The sequence below is a fragment of the Paenibacillus sp. 2003 genome (genome assembly GCF_031455635.1).
Lineage (GTDB): Bacteria > Bacillota > Bacilli > Paenibacillales > Paenibacillaceae > Paenibacillus > Paenibacillus amylolyticus_B.
Window position 1 is genome coordinate 1,334,608 of record NZ_JAVDTB010000001.1, and the last position, 17,293, is coordinate 1,351,900.

Genomic DNA, 17,293 nt, shown 5'->3' on the forward strand with positions numbered 1-17,293 from the left:
CGTTGTAGCGCACGGTCTTTATTATTGTACAATATGTGCGTTATAAAGCACAACATAAATATAAAATGAGGAGGATGGATTTTGAAAAACATTAATAGTATTCTTGCTCAGAACCTCAAACAGCTTAGGGAACAAAGAAAACTTAGTCTGGACAAGGTCGCCGAAATGTCTGGTATTAGCAAGACCATGCTTGGTCAGATTGAACGTGGTGAATCCAATCCATCCATTGCAACCGTATGGAAGATTGCTAATGGCCTGAAAACCTCCTTCACTGCTTTGATTCACGAGCCAAAGTCAGATACTACCGTTGTAACGGGGGATGATATTCAAGTATTGATGGAAGATGAGGGCAGGGTTCGGATTTATCCGCATTTTCCTTTTGAAGAGGGTCGTCGTTTTGAAATATATATGATGGAGATGGATCTTAAGTCTGAGTTGAATGCTGAACCGCATATCGAAGGTACGGAAGAATTTATTACGGTCTTTGAAGGGGAAGTTACGATTCGGGTAGGGACGGAAGAATATACGGTGAGTTCAGGGGAGTCGATCCGTTTTGGAGCGGACAAGCCTCACGCCTATGTTAACTCCGGTGCTAAGACAAACAAATTAAACATGGTCATTCATTATTCGAAGTGACAATAAAGCAGCCTGATGTAATGAACTGCAACACCGCTGTTAGTCGTCTCTAACAAATGGATGCAGTTCTACATTGGCTGCTTTATAGGTTTGTTCGCTATGGAGTCCAACGCCTATGATAGGACTCTAACTTATGGCTTTTCTTTGGCCTGACGCTGGATTTCCTTGGCTGTTAAAGCTTTATCATATACTTTTACATTATCCAAGCTACCTTTGTAGAACGGATCAGCCGTATAACGACTCTTGCCTACATAAGCTTCGGTTACCTGCAGATCTTTCGGGTTAAAGGTGATCTCAGTGCTGCTTGCAACCGATGTACCATTCACATACAGAGTACCCACATCACCCTGAAGGGTTACAGCAACATGAACCCACTCTTTAGAAGGCAGTGGATCTGCGGCAATGATGCTCTGATCCCGTCCCTCATTATGAATGGTGAATTGTAATGCCCCATTATGCTGGGATGGTGTAAGGAACATATGCCTCGTCAAGCCATTTCCAAAGTCGAAAATACGCTGCCAGGGCCCGCCGCCATCCCAATTAACCCAAGCGCTAAACGTGAAATCTGTTGTGTCTGTAACGAGTCCAGGTAACTGAATGTAACTGTCGGTTCCGTTAAATGTGGCAGCCTGATTTTTGCCACTTGCAGCAGAACTGACCACGTTAAAGGCTTGTCCGTGATATTCGTTTTTGCTGTAATCCTGTGCGACTTTGCCAAGTTTCTTGTGTTCAAAAGTATACTCCCCGAGCAATGGGCTTACCGCTTGCTGTGGAATGATAACGTTAAACGTTTTGGAGCTTACCGCAGTTCCTTTACGAATCGTGGCGGTTAATTTCACTTTGGCATCGCCCTTACCAGCGCGTGGTCGCTGCACTACACCTGTAGTGGATAGAGCCGAAGCATTGGAGCTTTTCCACGTAATGTCTGCATCACTTGTTCCTTTGGTAGGCAGAGACAGATTGAAGAACACGTAATCCGTATTGCTAATGTTCAGATCCTTTTTCACTGCATCTACAATGTCTTGATCACTCCGTTCAACACCTTGACTTCCCCAGATGGCAATCCCGGAGGAGGAGAGGGCGCTAAAGGTCAGAACCGTACTTTGAGATTCCGAGTTCCATTCATGTGTGAAGACGCCTTTGTACACAACGTTATTCGAAGTGATCTGAACCTTGTTGTCTGCACCAAGACTCCATGTTCCTGTCACGGCACCATGAATCTGCCCATCTGCCGTGAACTGAACAGTCTGGGATGGCTTGATGTCCGCTGTGATGTCCTTACCATGATTCACCCATTGGTACTGACCAGCGATCTCCTGAGTTGTCAGCTGCGTGGTATCTTCTCCCAAAGCCGCATAGCGATATGGAGAAACGACGGGCCAACCGTCTGCATTCATATGCATCTCATGTACGCGAACTTCATGCTCTTCGCCACGCCCTGGAAAGCGGGTATGGAAGATGAGAAATTGTTTGCCAGTCTCCGGATCAAAATAAGCAGAGTTATGCCCTGGCGATACATAGCCGCTACCCAGGCCTGTGCCCGGATCACCGATCTGTCTCTCGAACAGGAAGTTCCCCATCAATTTGACTCCAAAAGGCTCAATAGAACGATCATCAAACAACGGTTTATCCTTGTCCGCTTTAACGTTGATCATATCGATTCCTTCCGCATCGAGGAAAGGCCCGTCCGGTGATTGGGAGCGAGCAACACGAATGTTGTATCCTCCATCAGCACCTAGTCCACCGTAAGACAGGTACAGATAATAATAATCGGTTTCGGGACTGTAGAGCATATAAGGGGCTTCAATACGACTATGATTGCCTCCGGTCAGCTTCTTGCCATAACCTTGATTGGGCAGTGGTTTACCTGTCGTTGCATCCATCTCCAGAATGAAAATCCCTCCGGAATACGAGCCATACACCATCCATAACTTGCCGTTTTTATCATAAAAAACATCAGGATCGACCACATTGGGATGGATCGTTGCATCGTAAATGGTGCCATCCTCACTGATCTGATCCCACATGCCGGATTTCAACAGAATGCCTTGATCCTTATAAGGGCCTTCGATATTGTCCGCGACAGCAATGCCAAGCGCTGATCGCGGAGAGTCCCCTTTACAAGCATTGTAGTACATATAAAATTTGCCGTCCGCCAATTGAATGACATCTGCTGCCCATAACGTATCTGTCTGCGCCCATTCCAGCGCTTCAGCGAATTCCTTGGTTACATTGGGGACAACAGGATTGTTATCCGTAACACCCGATGCGACGAGATCCCAGTTCAGAAAGTCTTTAGACTTGGCCACTTGCAAGTGTGAACCAAAAATATAAAACGTATCATCCACCTTAATGACAGATGGGTCATGAACGGAAACATTTTTGAATGATGGAGCAGGATTTGCGAGAGGTGTGGTGGAAGTCTGCGAGTTAGCCACGGTTGCCCCTGAACCATTTGCGAACACCGAGACCGGTGCCAAAGTTGTTGCAGTAAGTAGAGTGGTGCTTAGCACAGAAATGTTAAGTACTTTAACCCAATAACGTTTCATACGTTTCCCCTTTCCTATTCCCTGGAATGAAAAATCAACCGATACTTGGCAGCACACGATAAAAGGTTCGGCAGACCTCCTTTGAGTATCTCATTATATCAAGCGCTTTCATTTGTTATATTATCAATTGATTTATATGTTTGTAAACCATAAATGTAATGTTTATAAGAGTAAAATGAAAAATAAATAAGAGACGGGAAGAGCCGATAAAGGTCATTACATTCAAATAAACCAGTTGTCTTTCTCAAATTTAGGATTGAAATGGGGATTGATGATGCGATATTATTACGTTTAAGAAATGTGTTTAACTATTTATCAATCATTTTATATTAATACGAATCAAAAGCGTGAACCGACAATTCCCAACTACATAGGAGGTAAGAACATGAGCACATATCAAAATCAATTAATCGCACAATACACGTTCGAAGATGCCGGTCAGATCGGGAAGGACAGCTCCGGTAAGGGACATGATGGTATAGCCAAAGGTGAGATCCTACCTGTGGTATCCGAGTTGAAAGGAAGATCCGCGGTGACTTTCAACGGGGGAGCGAATGGAACTTCTTATCTGCAACTACCCTCGAATCTGCTTCGGGATGTAAGCGATAACACAGGAGTTACGATTGCCACTTGGGTGTTTCTGGGCAAGGGGTCCAATGTGTGGGAACGCATTTTTGACTTTGGTAAAGGGGAGAAGGGACCGTATTTATTTTTGACACGTCAGCTTCTGGGTACGTTATATGCCGGAGATAATCTGGTCGTTCACCCAAGTGGGGGAGTTGCAAGCGGTGAATGGATGCATATTGCACTCTCCGTGGCAGGCAGCCAAGGGGGGACGCTCAGCAGTGCAGGTCCGATTGTGTATGTGAACGGGGAGAAGACCGCAGACGGTTCGATCAGTCAGACGTCCAGTGGCAATTATGCCAAACTGCGCAAATGGTTTGATACGTTCAAGGACCCTGAGAATTATAACCAGAATTATATTGGACGCTCCCAATACGCAGCGGATGTGGATTTTGCAGGTTCGTTGTCCGACTTTCGAATCTATGGGGCAGCGCTCACCATGGATCAGGTGATTGAAGTAATGTGTGAATCACTGACAGATGAAGCGATTGTGAAGCTTGCGGCAGACAAGTATTTGTCCTTCCCCAACCGAATTATCACCAAAGATGTGTCACTGCCTGCACATTTGCTGGGTGATAAAGTGACGGTTCAGTGGAGTTCCAGTAATCCGGAAGTCCTGTCCGAGAATGGAGAGGTTCAGGCAATTACATCAGCACAAGAGGTTACGCTCCGTGCGCTTCTGAACAGAGGTGATCGTAAGCTGAGCCAAAACTTTGACGTGTCTGTTGTGCCTGCGCATCTTCCTCCTTATACGGTCACCATCCATGGAGATCAGAAGGTGGCTGACATCAGTGAAGTGATGTATGGTTTGTTCTATGAGGATATTAATAACGCCGCAGATGGCGGTATCTATGCGGAGCTTGTTCAGAATCGATCATTTGAATCTTTTGCATTTGATACATACTCGCATGACTCTGGAGAGTGTGGTTGTTCGACAGGTCGAAATCGTGAGCCTTTGTTTGCCTGGTCAGGCGATACGGATAAAATGCTCGTGCAGCATACGGATGGACTAAACGTTCACTTTAACGTGGAAGATCCTGAAGTAAATGCTTATTATGTCACGGTTCAGGATGGGGCAACGATTCGGAATCGTGGATTCTCAGACTCTAACCTGCATTGTGCCATGTCCATCAAGCAGGGTGAATCATATGACTTTACCGTATGGGCAAAAGCAGAATTGGCAGGAACGATCACTGTTCAATTGCAGGATGGAAGTGACACTTCCATCAGTGATTCGGTAACGCTGCATGTTGAAGGCGGGAACACATGGAAGAAATACGGTTTGTCTCTGATCGGAACGGAGACTACACTTGGTCAACTGGCACTTACGTTTGCAGGTGACATCTCCGTTGATATGGTGTCCTTAGTCCCTCAGAATGTGTGGGGGGCTGATCCGACAGAAAAAGGAATATCCGCTACAGCACATGCCAACTACGCAGGTAATCCGAACTATCGATTGAGAAAAGATCTAATTCAGGCACTCGCAGATCTGCATCCAAAGTTCCTTCGTTTTCCGGGAGGATGTATCTCGGAAGGGTCCTTCATATGGGACAACGTATATGATTGGAAGGATTCTGTAGGACCAGTTGAGCTGCGCAAAGAGAATTATAATGTCTGGGGTTACATGATGACGATGGGGCTTGGTTATATGGAGTACTTCCAGTTGGCGGAGGATCTGAATGCTGCTCCGGTTCCAGTGATGGCTTGCGGTGTGTTATGTCAGGCACGTTCGGATTATGCTCATCCTGCGGGTGGCGCATTAAGGGATTATTATATCCGCAACTTCACAGACCTGATCGACTTTGCGCTCAGTACAGATTTTGAACACAACGAATGGGCGGGGGTACGAAGCCAGATGGGACATCCTGAACCGTTTGATCTTCGTTATCTGGGCGTAGGTAATGAGAACTGGGGCACTGAGTTTTTTGCCAACTTCGAAGTATTCAAACGTTCGATAGATGACTACATGAAACAGAACTATCCTGATCATGAGCTGCACATTATCTCGACGGTTGGTGCTCAGGCGGATGATAATGCGTACCAGGAAGGATGGAAATTCCTCAGCGGGAACCTCACCGGGTCAACTCAAGTGGCTTTTGCCGATGGTACTGAGGTGATTGAGGAGACGGTAACCTGGTATGAAAATCAGGACAATTATATGGACACCATCGCAGATGAGCACTACTACCGCTCCAATGAATATTTGCTGAATAACGTAGATCGATACAACTATTATGACCGGGCTTATCATGAAGATGGAAGTATCGATTGGAAAGAAACATCCAAAGTGTTTGTTGGAGAATATGCTTCCACGGACAAAAACACGCTGGCAGGTGCGGTTGCGGAAGCTGCGATCATGACCGGATTTGAAAATAATGCAGACGTTGTTCGTTTGGCTGCCTATGCTCCATTGTTCAACAAAGTACTAACGGACGGTACCTATCGCTGGACGCCAGACTGCATCTGGTTTGATGATGAAACAGTATGGTATACACCGAATTATTATGTACAGCAGCTTTTTGCAAAATATGTAGGGGATCAGGTGCTTGAAACTTCATTCTCCACCTATAGCAAAGGCAAACCGCTGAGTCTCATTCCGCGTGGCGGCATCGAAATTGCAACAGGTCATGCAGACATTGTGGTGAAACGTGTCACGGTCACGTCCAATGTGGATGGCAGTTTGATGTTTGATGAAGATTTCAGGGAACGTACAGAGCCTAGTGAGGCATGGAACCAGATTCCCGGATCGGAAGGATACACGTTAACCGAAGGGAAAGGGCTTATCTTGAGCGCACAAACAAGTGGACTGAACGGATTATACCTGCTGAATGACGAATGGAGCAACTACAAAGTTCACGTTGAGGCTGAAAGAATTTCAGGTGAGGATGGTTTTTACATCGGCGTGGGACTGACAGATATCTCGCCCGAGAACAAGGATGTCATTGAGTACGCAATCAGTTACGGCGGGAATGCAACAGGCGTGAAGGTGTACAAACAAGGGATTGAAGGTTATACACTGGGAGACTATTCATCCAGCTCGGCAGCAGGTAACCTGAGAGCGGCCAATTATGAACCACTCGAGAATGGGACCGATTATACAATCACGGTTAACTATGGTGGGGATACAGGAAAAAATCTGATTTGTTCCTATACAGACGGACGTAATATCAGCAAGGTTCTGGATTACAAGCTGGAAGCTTACAACCGGGAAGTATTCCACTCTGTTACGAAAGATGAACGTCATGTGTATGTGAAACTGGTCAATGCAGATGGTGTAGATAAATCAACCCGGATTTGCCTTCAGGATCTGAAGGTTGATGCTTCAGCCAGACTGATCACGCTTACGGGAGAAGATCATATGGTGCATATTCCAAATGTGAATCAGAAGAATGATGAGAAAGTGATTCCCCAAGAACAGGAGATAAAATTGAATGGTGAATCAGTGATCGTTGGTTTGTCAGCTCATTCGGTAAATGTTCTTATTATGGATCTTCTGTAAGCAAATATATAAATAAAGGCCCCCTTAAGCAGACATCTGTCGTTTGCGATAAGGGGGCGTTTTGCTATTGAACTTGTTTTGAAATAAAAAGGAATTACTTTTCCGCAATAAGATTAACATGTCAGTAGTCAGGAATGTTAACCAATAAGGACATGGTCCTCTGCATAACCGATTTTGGATGTGCGTTTCTTCTGAGCCAGTGCAAAAGCCAGAGTTAAGGGTCCCAATCGTCCTGCAAACATCGTAATAGAGACTATAATTTTACCGGTAACACTCAACTCACTTGTCAGACCCATCGAGAGTCCAGTGGTGCTAAATGCTGAAGTGGCTTCAAACAGAACATCCAGAAAATGATTTTCAAGAATGCCTTCGGATATGGATAGCAGAATGGAGATCCCAAGCACAAAGGCGAGAGAACTTAAGACAACAGCGAGTGCACGCATTACTGTTTCTTCTGCAATTTTACGCTCAAAAGCATGAATCTGTCCGCCGCCCCGAAATGTTTGTATGGTCGCAAGAACAAGGACCACAAAAGTATTGATTTTAATTCCTCCACCTGTTCCGCCGGAAGAAGCCCCAATGAACATTAGGATAATAATGAAAAATTGGGATGTGGCCAACATACTTCCAATGTCAATGGTATTGAATCCAGAGCTTCGAGGAGCAGTACCCTGAAATAGAGAAGCCCATATACGTTCACTGTAAGATAAATCAGCAAACGTAGAAGGATTCCAACTCTCGAGTAAAAAAATGGTGAGAAATCCAAACAAGTACAGAGAAAAACTACCGATTAACACAATTTTTGAGTGAAGGGAGAGCTTTCTCCATGAACGTTTGCGGAATACATCCACAACCACAATATAACCTAAGCCGCCAATGATAAAGAGCGTAATGACTGTAAGATTAACAATTGGGTCACCAACAAATGGGGTAAGGCTATCACTCCAAAGAGAGAAACCCGCATTATTGAAGGCAGAGATGGAATGGAATATGGCGTAATAGAAAGCTTGTCCCCATCCCAAATCGCTCTGCCAGCGCAATGTAAGAACCACGGTAGCCAGAGCTTCAAAAGCAAAGGCTATAAGTACAATATACATGGATAGCTTAACCAGACCTTGAGCAGAGGAGGTATTGGTGGCTTGTTGAATAAGAAGCCTCTGTTTCAAACCAATCCGTTTCCCCAGAATAATGGCAACCATTACACCTAGTGTCATGAAACCCAGTCCACCAACCTGAATTAAAATCATGATGATGACCTGTCCGAATGTTGAAAAGACACTCCCTGTATCCAAGACAATCAGCCCATTTACACATATAGCGGAGGTTGCTGTGAACAAGGCATCAAGTAAACCGATGGAATTCCCGGTACTTGAAGATATCGGCAGTGCAAGCAATATGGCTCCGATCCAGATGAGAGTGAAGAAGATCATCATGATGAGTTGTGGAGGGCTCATATTATTTTTCAACTTGTTTACAATCGATTCAATGTTTGTCAGAGTCGGAGTTCCCATCACGCGTTTATCTCTTTGGCTCATAATCGCTCTCCAGATTTCGAATGTCATCGTTACTACCTATTAACAAGAGCATATCTCCCGCACGGACTGTGTCTTCCGCCATGGGTGAGATATTCAGGTTATTCCCTGTTTTGATGGCGATAACAGTACATCCATATTCAGCCCGAATATTGAGTTCTAGCAATGTCTTCTGATTCATACTTAAGGGAGCTTTGATCTCGACCAGATTATAATCTGAAGACAATTCAATGGAATCAATAATGTTGTCTGAGCTAAGCTGATTTCCCAGCCTTGTGGCCATGTCACGTTCAGGATAAACGATCTGGTCCGCACCAATCTTGCTAAGCACACTGCCATGGTTATCATTTTTTGCTTTGGCTGTTACTTTGGGCACATTAAGTTCTTTCAATAACAAAGTGGTTAGTATACTTGCTTGCAGATCTTCGCCGATCGCGACAATAGCGTGTGAAAAGTTGCTTGCCCCAAGCTCCATAAGGACTGATTTGTCAGTGCAATCTGCTTGTACCGCATGGGTTGCCACCGTTGAAATCTCCTGAACAAGAGTTTCGCTTTTGTCTACAGCGAGCACTTCATGTCCATTTTTAATGAGTGTGTGTGTCAAGCTTGAACCGAATCGTCCAAGACCAAGTACCATAAATTGTTTTTTCATAATATCCCTCATTGTAATCAAAATAAATAACAGTTTCCTCTACACCCTAATGGTAAATATTACATTACGTACACTGGAATGTAAGGTTTCATATCGTAGTTAGCAAATCCTGTCCGCCATGTCTATGTCTAAGCATATCTCAAAAGAGTTCATTCTAATGGCTTAAGAATAGAATTGCAACTGATTCGTTTCTTTTTTTGGTATGGCGGTTGAACTGTGCAAAGGGTCAACAAAAGATACCCAAAGTAAATAGCCCACACTATTGCGGTGATCTGGCTGCTCCTATAATAAACGTTGAAGGAGGAGTCAGCTATGCTTTCCAACTACAAACAATTTATCCGAAACGTTCCGCTTCATCTTATGATTCTACCCGGACTGCTGATTATTATTGTATTCGGTTACATTCCGATGGCGGGGCTCTCTATTGCCTTTCAGAATTTCTCTCCCATTGCCGGATTCAAAAACATGAACTGGGTGGGGTGGGATAATTTCAGGTATCTGTTCGATCTGCCCGGTTTCTCGCAAGTTGTATGGAATACGGTGTTTATATCAACGATGAAAATTGTGTCCGGCTTGGTCATTCCGGTACTTGTAGCCTTATTGCTCAACGAGGTTCGCAAGACAGGTTTCAAAAGAACGATTCAGACTGTAATTTATATGCCTCACTTTTTCTCTTGGGTTATTCTGGCGGGAATCATCGTGGATGTGTTATCTCCCAGCACGGGGATCGTTAATATGTTGCTCAAAGCCCTCGGAATTGACCCGATTCAATTCCTGGCCAGTAACGAGTGGTTTCCATACATACTTGTCATCACAGACCAATGGAAAGAATTTGGATTTGGTACGATTATCTATCTGGCTGCCCTCACGAATATTGATAAGTCACTCTACGAAGCCTCTGTTATGGATGGAGCGGGAAGATGGAAGCAGACATGGCATATCACACTGCCAGGCATTCGCCCGATCGTAATTTTGATGGTAACGCTTAGTCTGGGGAATGTACTCAACGGCGGTTTTGATCAAGTGTTCAATTTGTATAATCCTTTGGTGTATGAATCAGGAGATATTCTCGATACGATGATCTATCGGATTGGATTGCAGGATGCACAGTATTCTGTATCCACAGCGTTGGGGCTGATCAAATCTGTCGTTTCCTTCATTTTTATCGGACTTGGTTATTTCTTGGCCTATCGGTTCGCGAATTATCGGATATTCTAGAAAGGAGGCAGAGTCATGCACCACGCTTCAAGAGCCTATCGGTGGTTTCTAGGGTTTAACTACGTCATCCTGACGATTCTTGCCTTGTTATGCCTGTTCCCGATTGTGAATATATTAGCGATTTCATTTAGTTCAAGTGATGCGGTCAAAGCGGGAAGTGTCACATTCTGGCCAGTGGATTTTACATTGTCCTCCTATCAATACATTCTGGAAAACCAACAATTTCTGAACTCATTTGGCACAAGCCTTCTTCGTGTAGTACTGGGGGTTACGACCAACTTGGTATTCACCATTCTGGTGGCTTATCCACTCTCTAAAGAGGCTACGAAATTCCGTTCAAGAACGTTCTATGCCTGGATCTTCGTATTCACCATGTTATTCAGTGGAGGATTGATCCCGGGTTACCTAGTGGTTAAGGAAGCGGGCTTGTTGGATTCCATCTGGGCTCTGATTCTGCCGGGTGCTGTTCCGATCTTTAATGTGCTATTAATGCTTAATTTCTTCCGGGGATTACCGAAGGAGCTTGAAGAAGCTTCCTGGATGGATGGGGCAGGACATTTCAGAACCCTATGCAGCATTTATCTTCCGATCTCTCTGCCCAGTATCGCGACCATTACACTGTTCGCCATGGTGGGACACTGGAACGCCTGGTTTGATGGCATGATCTACATGAAGAGTCCGGAAGGTTATCCACTTGCTACCTATCTTCAGTCCATGTTGCAGCAGGTGACGATGATTCAGAGTGAGATGATGACGCTGGAAGATGCAACGCTCTTAAGTCAGGTATCGGATAGAACCACCCAAGCTTCCCAGATCTTTTTGTCCGTTATTCCGATCCTGCTTGTGTATCCGTTCCTGCAACGGTATTTCGTTCATGGTCTTGTCGTCGGAAGTGTAAAGGGATAAGATCGATAGGAGGAAAACCGATCGATGGAAGGAGCCGATTTCTGGCTCCTTTTTTGCTATTGATGAGAGAGCGTGAGGAAAGGAGGAGGGAAACTTTGCGATTCATCCGGGGGAGATGGAGAGAGTCATCCATTGTTGTCAAACTGATGATTGCTTTTGTACTGGTCATTCTGCCCTTGTATGGGATAAGCATTATGATTACGCAAGTCAGCTCCAAACAAATGCAGACGGAGGTGGAGAAGGCGCATGAATCCAAATTGTACTTTTACCATAATCATCTGCAATTCGAATTGGAGCGAATGAGTGCGCTGGTTACCGAATTTTCATTTGATGAAACCATGTCCACACTAAGTACACGAGCCGCAATTATGAGCAGCTATGAAGTCACGTCCAGTCTGAACAATATCCACAATAAGCTGGGTCAGATCATGGTGACAAGTCCCTATATTAGTGATGTGGTGTACTATGTTCCTGCTCTACACAAACGGGTCAGTGCTGCGGACGGGATTCGCGACGTGGAGGATAACGAATGGCAGAATCTGCTCGCCACGATGGGGAATCTGAATGGCGAATTATCACATTCCAATAACGATCTCTATTTTCTGAAAAGTAATCCATATAACATGAACCATGAGGAACCACCCAATTTCATATTAGGGATACGCTTGTCTGCTGAAGAACTGAAACATCGTTTGCAGCAGCTGTCGGAAACAGGCGAAAGTGAAATTACACTGAGTTTTGGTGAACAGCAACATGTAGTGATTTCTTCTTCCGAGCAGCCAGCACCTGTTAAACCGCTTCGAACAGTTTCACCTGAACCGTCCGAATCCATGCAAGTTACAAAGTTTCAATCTGATCCATATCTCTATTATTCGTTGCATGATAAGAATCACTCGTTCACCCTGACAGCTACTATACCGCAGGATGTGCTGAGTGCGCCGCTGGAACAATACAACGTATGGTTATGGATGGTCACCTTCATGTCGGTTGTGATCATTATTGTCTTCTCGTTTTCGATCTACAGATCAATTCACCAACCGCTAGCGGTACTCATTCGAGGATTCAGGATGGCAGAGCAGGGCCAGACAAGCGTACATATTCCTTCATCCAGAAGGGATGAATTCGGCTATTTATACTCTCGATTCAACCATATGATAGAGCGCTTACATATTTTGATCGATGAGAATTATGTTGCGCGGATTCGAACAAGTGAGGCGGAACTCAAACATCTGCAATCCCAGATTCAACCTCACTTTTTATACAACAGTCTGTTCAGCATCAAGCAGATGGCTGAGGTAGAGAATGTGGAGCTCATTCAGGAATTCACCGACTATCTGGGTCAATATTTCAGGTACATGTCTCGGGATTCTCATACAGAGGTATCGTTGGGTGCTGAAATTGATCATGCGCTGGTCTATGCATCCATTCAGAAAATCCGGTTTGGCTCGAGAATTCAATTGCAATTGGGGGATCTGGATGCAAGGTACAGAATGATTTCGATTCCCAGAGTTATTATCCAGCCGATCGTGGAAAATGTGTTCGAGCATGCACTAGCCAAGCGTAGTCAGGGAGGGATTTTACAGCTTTCATACCAACAGGATCAGGACAACCTATCCATTCGCATTGAGGATGATGGGGATCAGTTAACCGACGAAACATTGAATTACCTGAAATCTGCCTTTGAGGAAATAGAGCGGAAACATGGAAACGAAGAGATAACCGGGCTCTTGAATGTGAATCAGCGATTGAGAATCAAATTCGGGGCTGCCTATGGTCTTACAGCGCAGCGAAGTGAGCTCGGTGGGTTGTGCATTATAGTGAAGATTCCATGGAAAGGGGAGTAGCGTTATGCAACGGATGCTTATTGTAGATGATGAACCCGTTATTTTAGATGGACTGTATGCTTTCTTTCAAAAGGCGAACTTTCAGGATATGGAGATAATCAAGGCTTACTCTGCCTATGAAGCTATCGATTGGCTGAACTCGGTCAAGATTGATATTGTACTCAGCGATATCTGTATGCCTGGTATGGATGGCATGCAATTGATCGAGCAGATTATGGATCGGTGGCCACGATGCAAAGTTCTCTTGCTGACCGGTCATAATGAATTCGATTATGCACACCAAGCCATTCGCAATCCGTGCGTTGTTGATTACCTGTTAAAGACAGAGGGCATGAATCATATTCGGGCCGCGGTAGAACGGGCATTAACACAGATCTCGGAAGAAAATGATTTTCGCTACCAAGCTGCCTGGTTTCGCAGTAAATTGCCAAGAGCGCTGCCCCAGTTACAGCGTCAATTGCTGCTGGATGTGCTTAAGCGAACGGATAGACATGATATCGTTTCACTTCAGGAAGAACTGGATGCTGTGCAGTTACCTTTCGAATCCGATCAACTCGTTATTCCTGTGATCATCCGGGTAGAAGAATGGAACAACTATCAGTCCCAGGCGGATCGCAGTCTCATCCGCTATGCCGTTGCCAATGTTGCGGAGGAGCTGCTGCAAGACAAGGCTAAGGTGAAGGCGATTGATCTGGACACTCAGGTCATTGCGTGTTTTATTCAATCGCAAGAGACGTATCCGTCATACGTATCTGATACACAAGGGGAACGAGGGAGTCAGCTGGAGAGCTGGGTACAGACCCTTCGTTTTGTCTATGGCACATTGGAGTCTGTGCAGCAATCCTGTGCGGTCTGCCTGAACCTGTCTGTATCCATCATGGTCAGCGAGCAGGCGGTAGAGTGGAGCAGGATTAATCAGGCGATCGCACAGTTGCGTCTGTCGATTCATGAGAGTCCCGGCCTTGGGATGGAGAAACTCATGCGTGTAAATATCCAGGATGAATTGCCTTACACCCCTAGCATTATGAATCAACAGGGTGTTGTAACACTGCATCTGGATCAGATCAAACAGCGAATAACCGCCGGGGATCGGGAATGGATAGAGTCCTTCCATAAATGGACCGAGGCTGCGAAGGAAGGGCTTCAAGATCCGTTCTTTCGCATGAAAACGTATACGGGTGCAGCCAATGTACTCATTGAAGTCCTGCACGAACTGGGGTTGTATGAATCGGCAATGGAAGAAATATCGCTTTCCCGAATGCTGCATTTTGACATCCATACCGCATGGTCTGATCTGGTCATCTTTTATCAATCGGCATACGAATGGATGATCTCCAAACGAAGTGATGCCCGCCTAAACGACCAATCACAGATTCTGATCACGATCCATCATTATATCAAACACCATCTGGAGGATGACCTCTCACTCACACGGATCGCACAAGAAGTCTCGCTTAACCCTTCTTATCTGTCGCGTTGGTATAAACGGATTACCGGCAAAGGCATATCTGACTACATCCATGACCGCAGAGTGGAGCGAAGCAAAGAGTTGCTTCTGGGTTCTTCCTGCAAGATGCATGAAATATCCGCGAAAGTTGGATTTAGCGATCAACACTATTTTTATCGTTTCTTCAAAAAAGCAACAGGCTGCACCCCTCAAGAGTATCGGGATCAGAAAAGTTAAATGATTTCTCAAATGGTAAATCAAAGATACCAGATGTCAACGGGATACACTCGAAGTGATAGCGCTTTCTTTGTAATATAAAATTATACCTCACGGGAGGAGAAAAAAGGGGGATTCGCATGAATATATCATTCAAGAAGTTCTCATTATTAACATTAACCATGGTACTGGCCACCACACTTGCTGCCTGTTCATCTGGTGCGGGAAGTGCCGAGAATGAAGCTGAACCGAACACACAGCAGGATGCGGGAGGACCACTTACGAAATATGACCCACCCATTAAATTGACTTCCACCATGAATGAAACAGGGAAAGAATCGCTTGCGCAAGGAGATACACACGCTAATAACATCTGGACCAGAGGGTACAAGGATGAACTCGGTATTGATGTCACGTATGAATGGATTGTTCCGGATGCCAATTATAACGATAAGATGAATGTTACGCTCGCGAGTGGTGATCTGCCGGATGTACTGAAAGTGAGTGCTGTTCAATTCGAACAACTGCATGAAGCAGGGATGCTGGAGGATCTGACCGAAGTATATGACAAGTATGCATCCGAACTGGTTAAGGAGTTTATGTCTGCTGAAGATGGAGCAGGTTTGAAGCCGGTAACCAAGGATGGCAAAATATACGCCATGGTGAGTTTCCCAGGCTCGCTGGATTCCTCAGATATGATCTGGATTCGTCAGGATTGGTTAAAAAGGGTTGGTCTTGAAGCGCCCAAATCCATGCAGGATGTCATCCAGATTGCGGAAGCCTTTACCTTCGAAGATCCAGACGGAAATGGCAAAGATGATACGTACGGTATCGCCTTAAACAAGGATTTACCTATCAACGCGTTCTTGCTTGGCTATCATGGTTATCTCGAAACCTGGATTAAGGATGCTTCAGGTCAAGTCGTGAATGGGACGATCCAACCCGAAGTGAAAGAAGGATTACGTGAGCTTCAGACTCTGTATCAGAAGGGTGTGCTTGATCCCGAATTTGGCGTGAAGGATTTTGCTAAAATGATGGAGGATGTGAATGCAGGCAAGTCAGGCATGTTCTTCCTGCCACAATGGGCACCTTTTCAGGTTAGCAGCATGATTAAAAAAGACAAAAACATCGACTGGATGGCTTACCCGGTTCAATCGATTGATGATCAGCCAGCCAAAACACAGAATCATCTTAGTCTGGGCGGTATATTTGCCGTTCGTAAAGGCTACGAGCATCCAGAAGCGTTGATTAAACTTCTTAATTTCCAGGCTGAAAAAATGTTCGGTGAGTCTGCCAAGGAAGAACGGGCTGCTTATTTGAATGGACTGACAGGTCTTGGTTTTCATAATGCAACGGTCTCCAACCTGCCAGCCAACAAAAATGTGAAGGCGCAGGATGAAGTAGAGCAGGCGCTCAAAACAGGAGATACGTCCGGATTGGAGCTCGAAGCGAAGCTGTTCTATGACGATATTATGGATTATCGGAATGGGAATCTCGACAAGTGGCATATGGAGCGTATCTTTGGCCCAGAGAGTTCACAAGGTGTGATTAAATATTATCGGGATAATGACCTCATTGTCATGAATGAATTCATCTATGCACCGACGAGAACAATGAATACGAAGCAAGCTACACTGGATAAACTGAGAGCCGAGACGTTTCTGAAAATCATCTATGGTAACTTGTCGATTGACGAGTTCGATAACTTTGTTGCGAATTGGAAGAAACTTGGCGGGGATCAGATCACACAAGAAGTAAATGATACCATCGCAGCTAACCAATAGAAGGACTAATTGATATAATCCAAGAATGAAAAATGAAAAAATGGTGCGCTCCTAAAGGGAGGCACCATTTTTTGATGCTGATCATTTGCGTTTCAATAACAGAACTCCACTGATCGCTGACGTTTTCTGGCGGTACACCACTTTGAATCCAATATCATTGTCCAACAAACAGTTTAATGCATTAATCAGTAATGCACCGGGAACCAGTGTGAATGTACATGGAGACGTATTACCAATCACGCGTACACTTTGGATTCTGCGCGCAGAACCGGGAATGAGCGGATTTCTAGACCAATAAATTAATGCCAGATCCGGTTGTGGAACAGCATTGACACGAGCCATACTAATCATCTCTTTTCTATTAAAGGTTCTTAATAGTAGATGAA

The 17,293-nt window shown here is 44.9% G+C and carries 11 protein-coding genes; 7 read left to right on the forward strand and 4 right to left on the reverse strand.

Annotated elements, in window-relative coordinates; translation table 11 throughout:
- The first annotated feature begins 81 nt into the window (after positions 1–81).
- Positions 82–636 carry a helix-turn-helix domain-containing protein gene (locus J2X75_RS06035; RefSeq protein WP_310334996.1) on the forward strand — a complete coding sequence of 185 codons (555 nt, stop codon included), beginning with the start codon at positions 82–84 and terminating at the stop codon, positions 634–636.
- Positions 637–767: 131 nt separating this feature from the next.
- Here the strand turns inward: J2X75_RS06035 and abnB are convergent, their stop codons facing one another.
- On the reverse strand, positions 768–3,185 hold the full coding sequence (abnB, locus tag J2X75_RS06040) for an arabinan endo-1,5-alpha-L-arabinosidase AbnB (protein WP_310334998.1): 2,418 nt from the start codon (positions 3,183–3,185) through the stop codon (positions 768–770).
- Between the two features lie 385 nt (positions 3,186–3,570).
- Between abnB and J2X75_RS06045 the strand changes: the two genes are divergently transcribed.
- On the forward strand, positions 3,571–7,308 hold the full coding sequence (locus J2X75_RS06045; RefSeq protein WP_310335000.1) for an alpha-L-arabinofuranosidase C-terminal domain-containing protein: 3,738 nt from the start codon (positions 3,571–3,573) through the stop codon (positions 7,306–7,308).
- 137 nt (positions 7,309–7,445) lie between these two features.
- Here the strand turns inward: J2X75_RS06045 and J2X75_RS06050 are convergent, their stop codons facing one another.
- Both J2X75_RS06050 and J2X75_RS06055 read right to left on the reverse strand, forming a co-directional pair.
- Positions 7,446–8,843, reverse strand: coding sequence for a TrkH family potassium uptake protein (locus tag J2X75_RS06050; RefSeq protein WP_310335002.1), 1,398 nt, complete (start codon positions 8,841–8,843; stop codon positions 7,446–7,448).
- Positions 8,827–9,492 carry a potassium channel family protein gene (locus tag J2X75_RS06055; protein ID WP_091016628.1) on the reverse strand — a complete coding sequence of 222 codons (666 nt, stop codon included), beginning with the start codon at positions 9,490–9,492 and terminating at the stop codon, positions 8,827–8,829. Before J2X75_RS06055 ends, J2X75_RS06050 begins: the two co-directional genes overlap by 17 nt.
- Positions 9,493–9,804: 312 nt before the next feature.
- Between J2X75_RS06055 and J2X75_RS06060 the strand changes: the two genes are divergently transcribed.
- The 5 genes from J2X75_RS06060 to J2X75_RS06080 all read left to right on the forward strand — a co-directional run bounded on the left by J2X75_RS06060 (position 9,805) and on the right by J2X75_RS06080 (position 16,907).
- The gene (locus tag J2X75_RS06060; protein ID WP_310335005.1) at positions 9,805–10,710 is read left to right on the forward strand and encodes an ABC transporter permease; all 906 of its coding nucleotides are present in this window, start codon (positions 9,805–9,807) and stop codon (positions 10,708–10,710) included.
- 15 nt (positions 10,711–10,725) lie between these two features.
- Positions 10,726–11,616: a carbohydrate ABC transporter permease gene (locus J2X75_RS06065; protein WP_091016624.1), complete on the forward strand. Its 891-nt coding sequence runs from the start codon at positions 10,726–10,728 to the stop codon at positions 11,614–11,616.
- Between the two features lie 95 nt (positions 11,617–11,711).
- Entirely contained in the window at positions 11,712–13,460 is a 1,749-nt protein-coding gene (locus J2X75_RS06070; RefSeq protein WP_307536944.1) for a sensor histidine kinase, read from the forward strand.
- A gap of 4 nt (positions 13,461–13,464) precedes the next feature.
- Positions 13,465–15,144, forward strand: a complete 1,680-nt coding sequence (locus J2X75_RS06075; RefSeq protein WP_310335009.1) for a response regulator — start codon at positions 13,465–13,467, stop codon at positions 15,142–15,144.
- Between the two features lie 119 nt (positions 15,145–15,263).
- Entirely contained in the window at positions 15,264–16,907 is a 1,644-nt protein-coding gene (locus tag J2X75_RS06080; RefSeq protein ID WP_310335010.1) for an extracellular solute-binding protein, read from the forward strand.
- A gap of 81 nt (positions 16,908–16,988) precedes the next feature.
- Here J2X75_RS06080 and J2X75_RS06085 read toward each other — a convergent pair whose 3' ends face one another.
- Positions 16,989–17,249 carry a hypothetical protein gene (locus J2X75_RS06085; protein ID WP_310335011.1) on the reverse strand — a complete coding sequence of 87 codons (261 nt, stop codon included), beginning with the start codon at positions 17,247–17,249 and terminating at the stop codon, positions 16,989–16,991.
- Positions 17,250–17,293 lie beyond the last annotated feature (44 nt).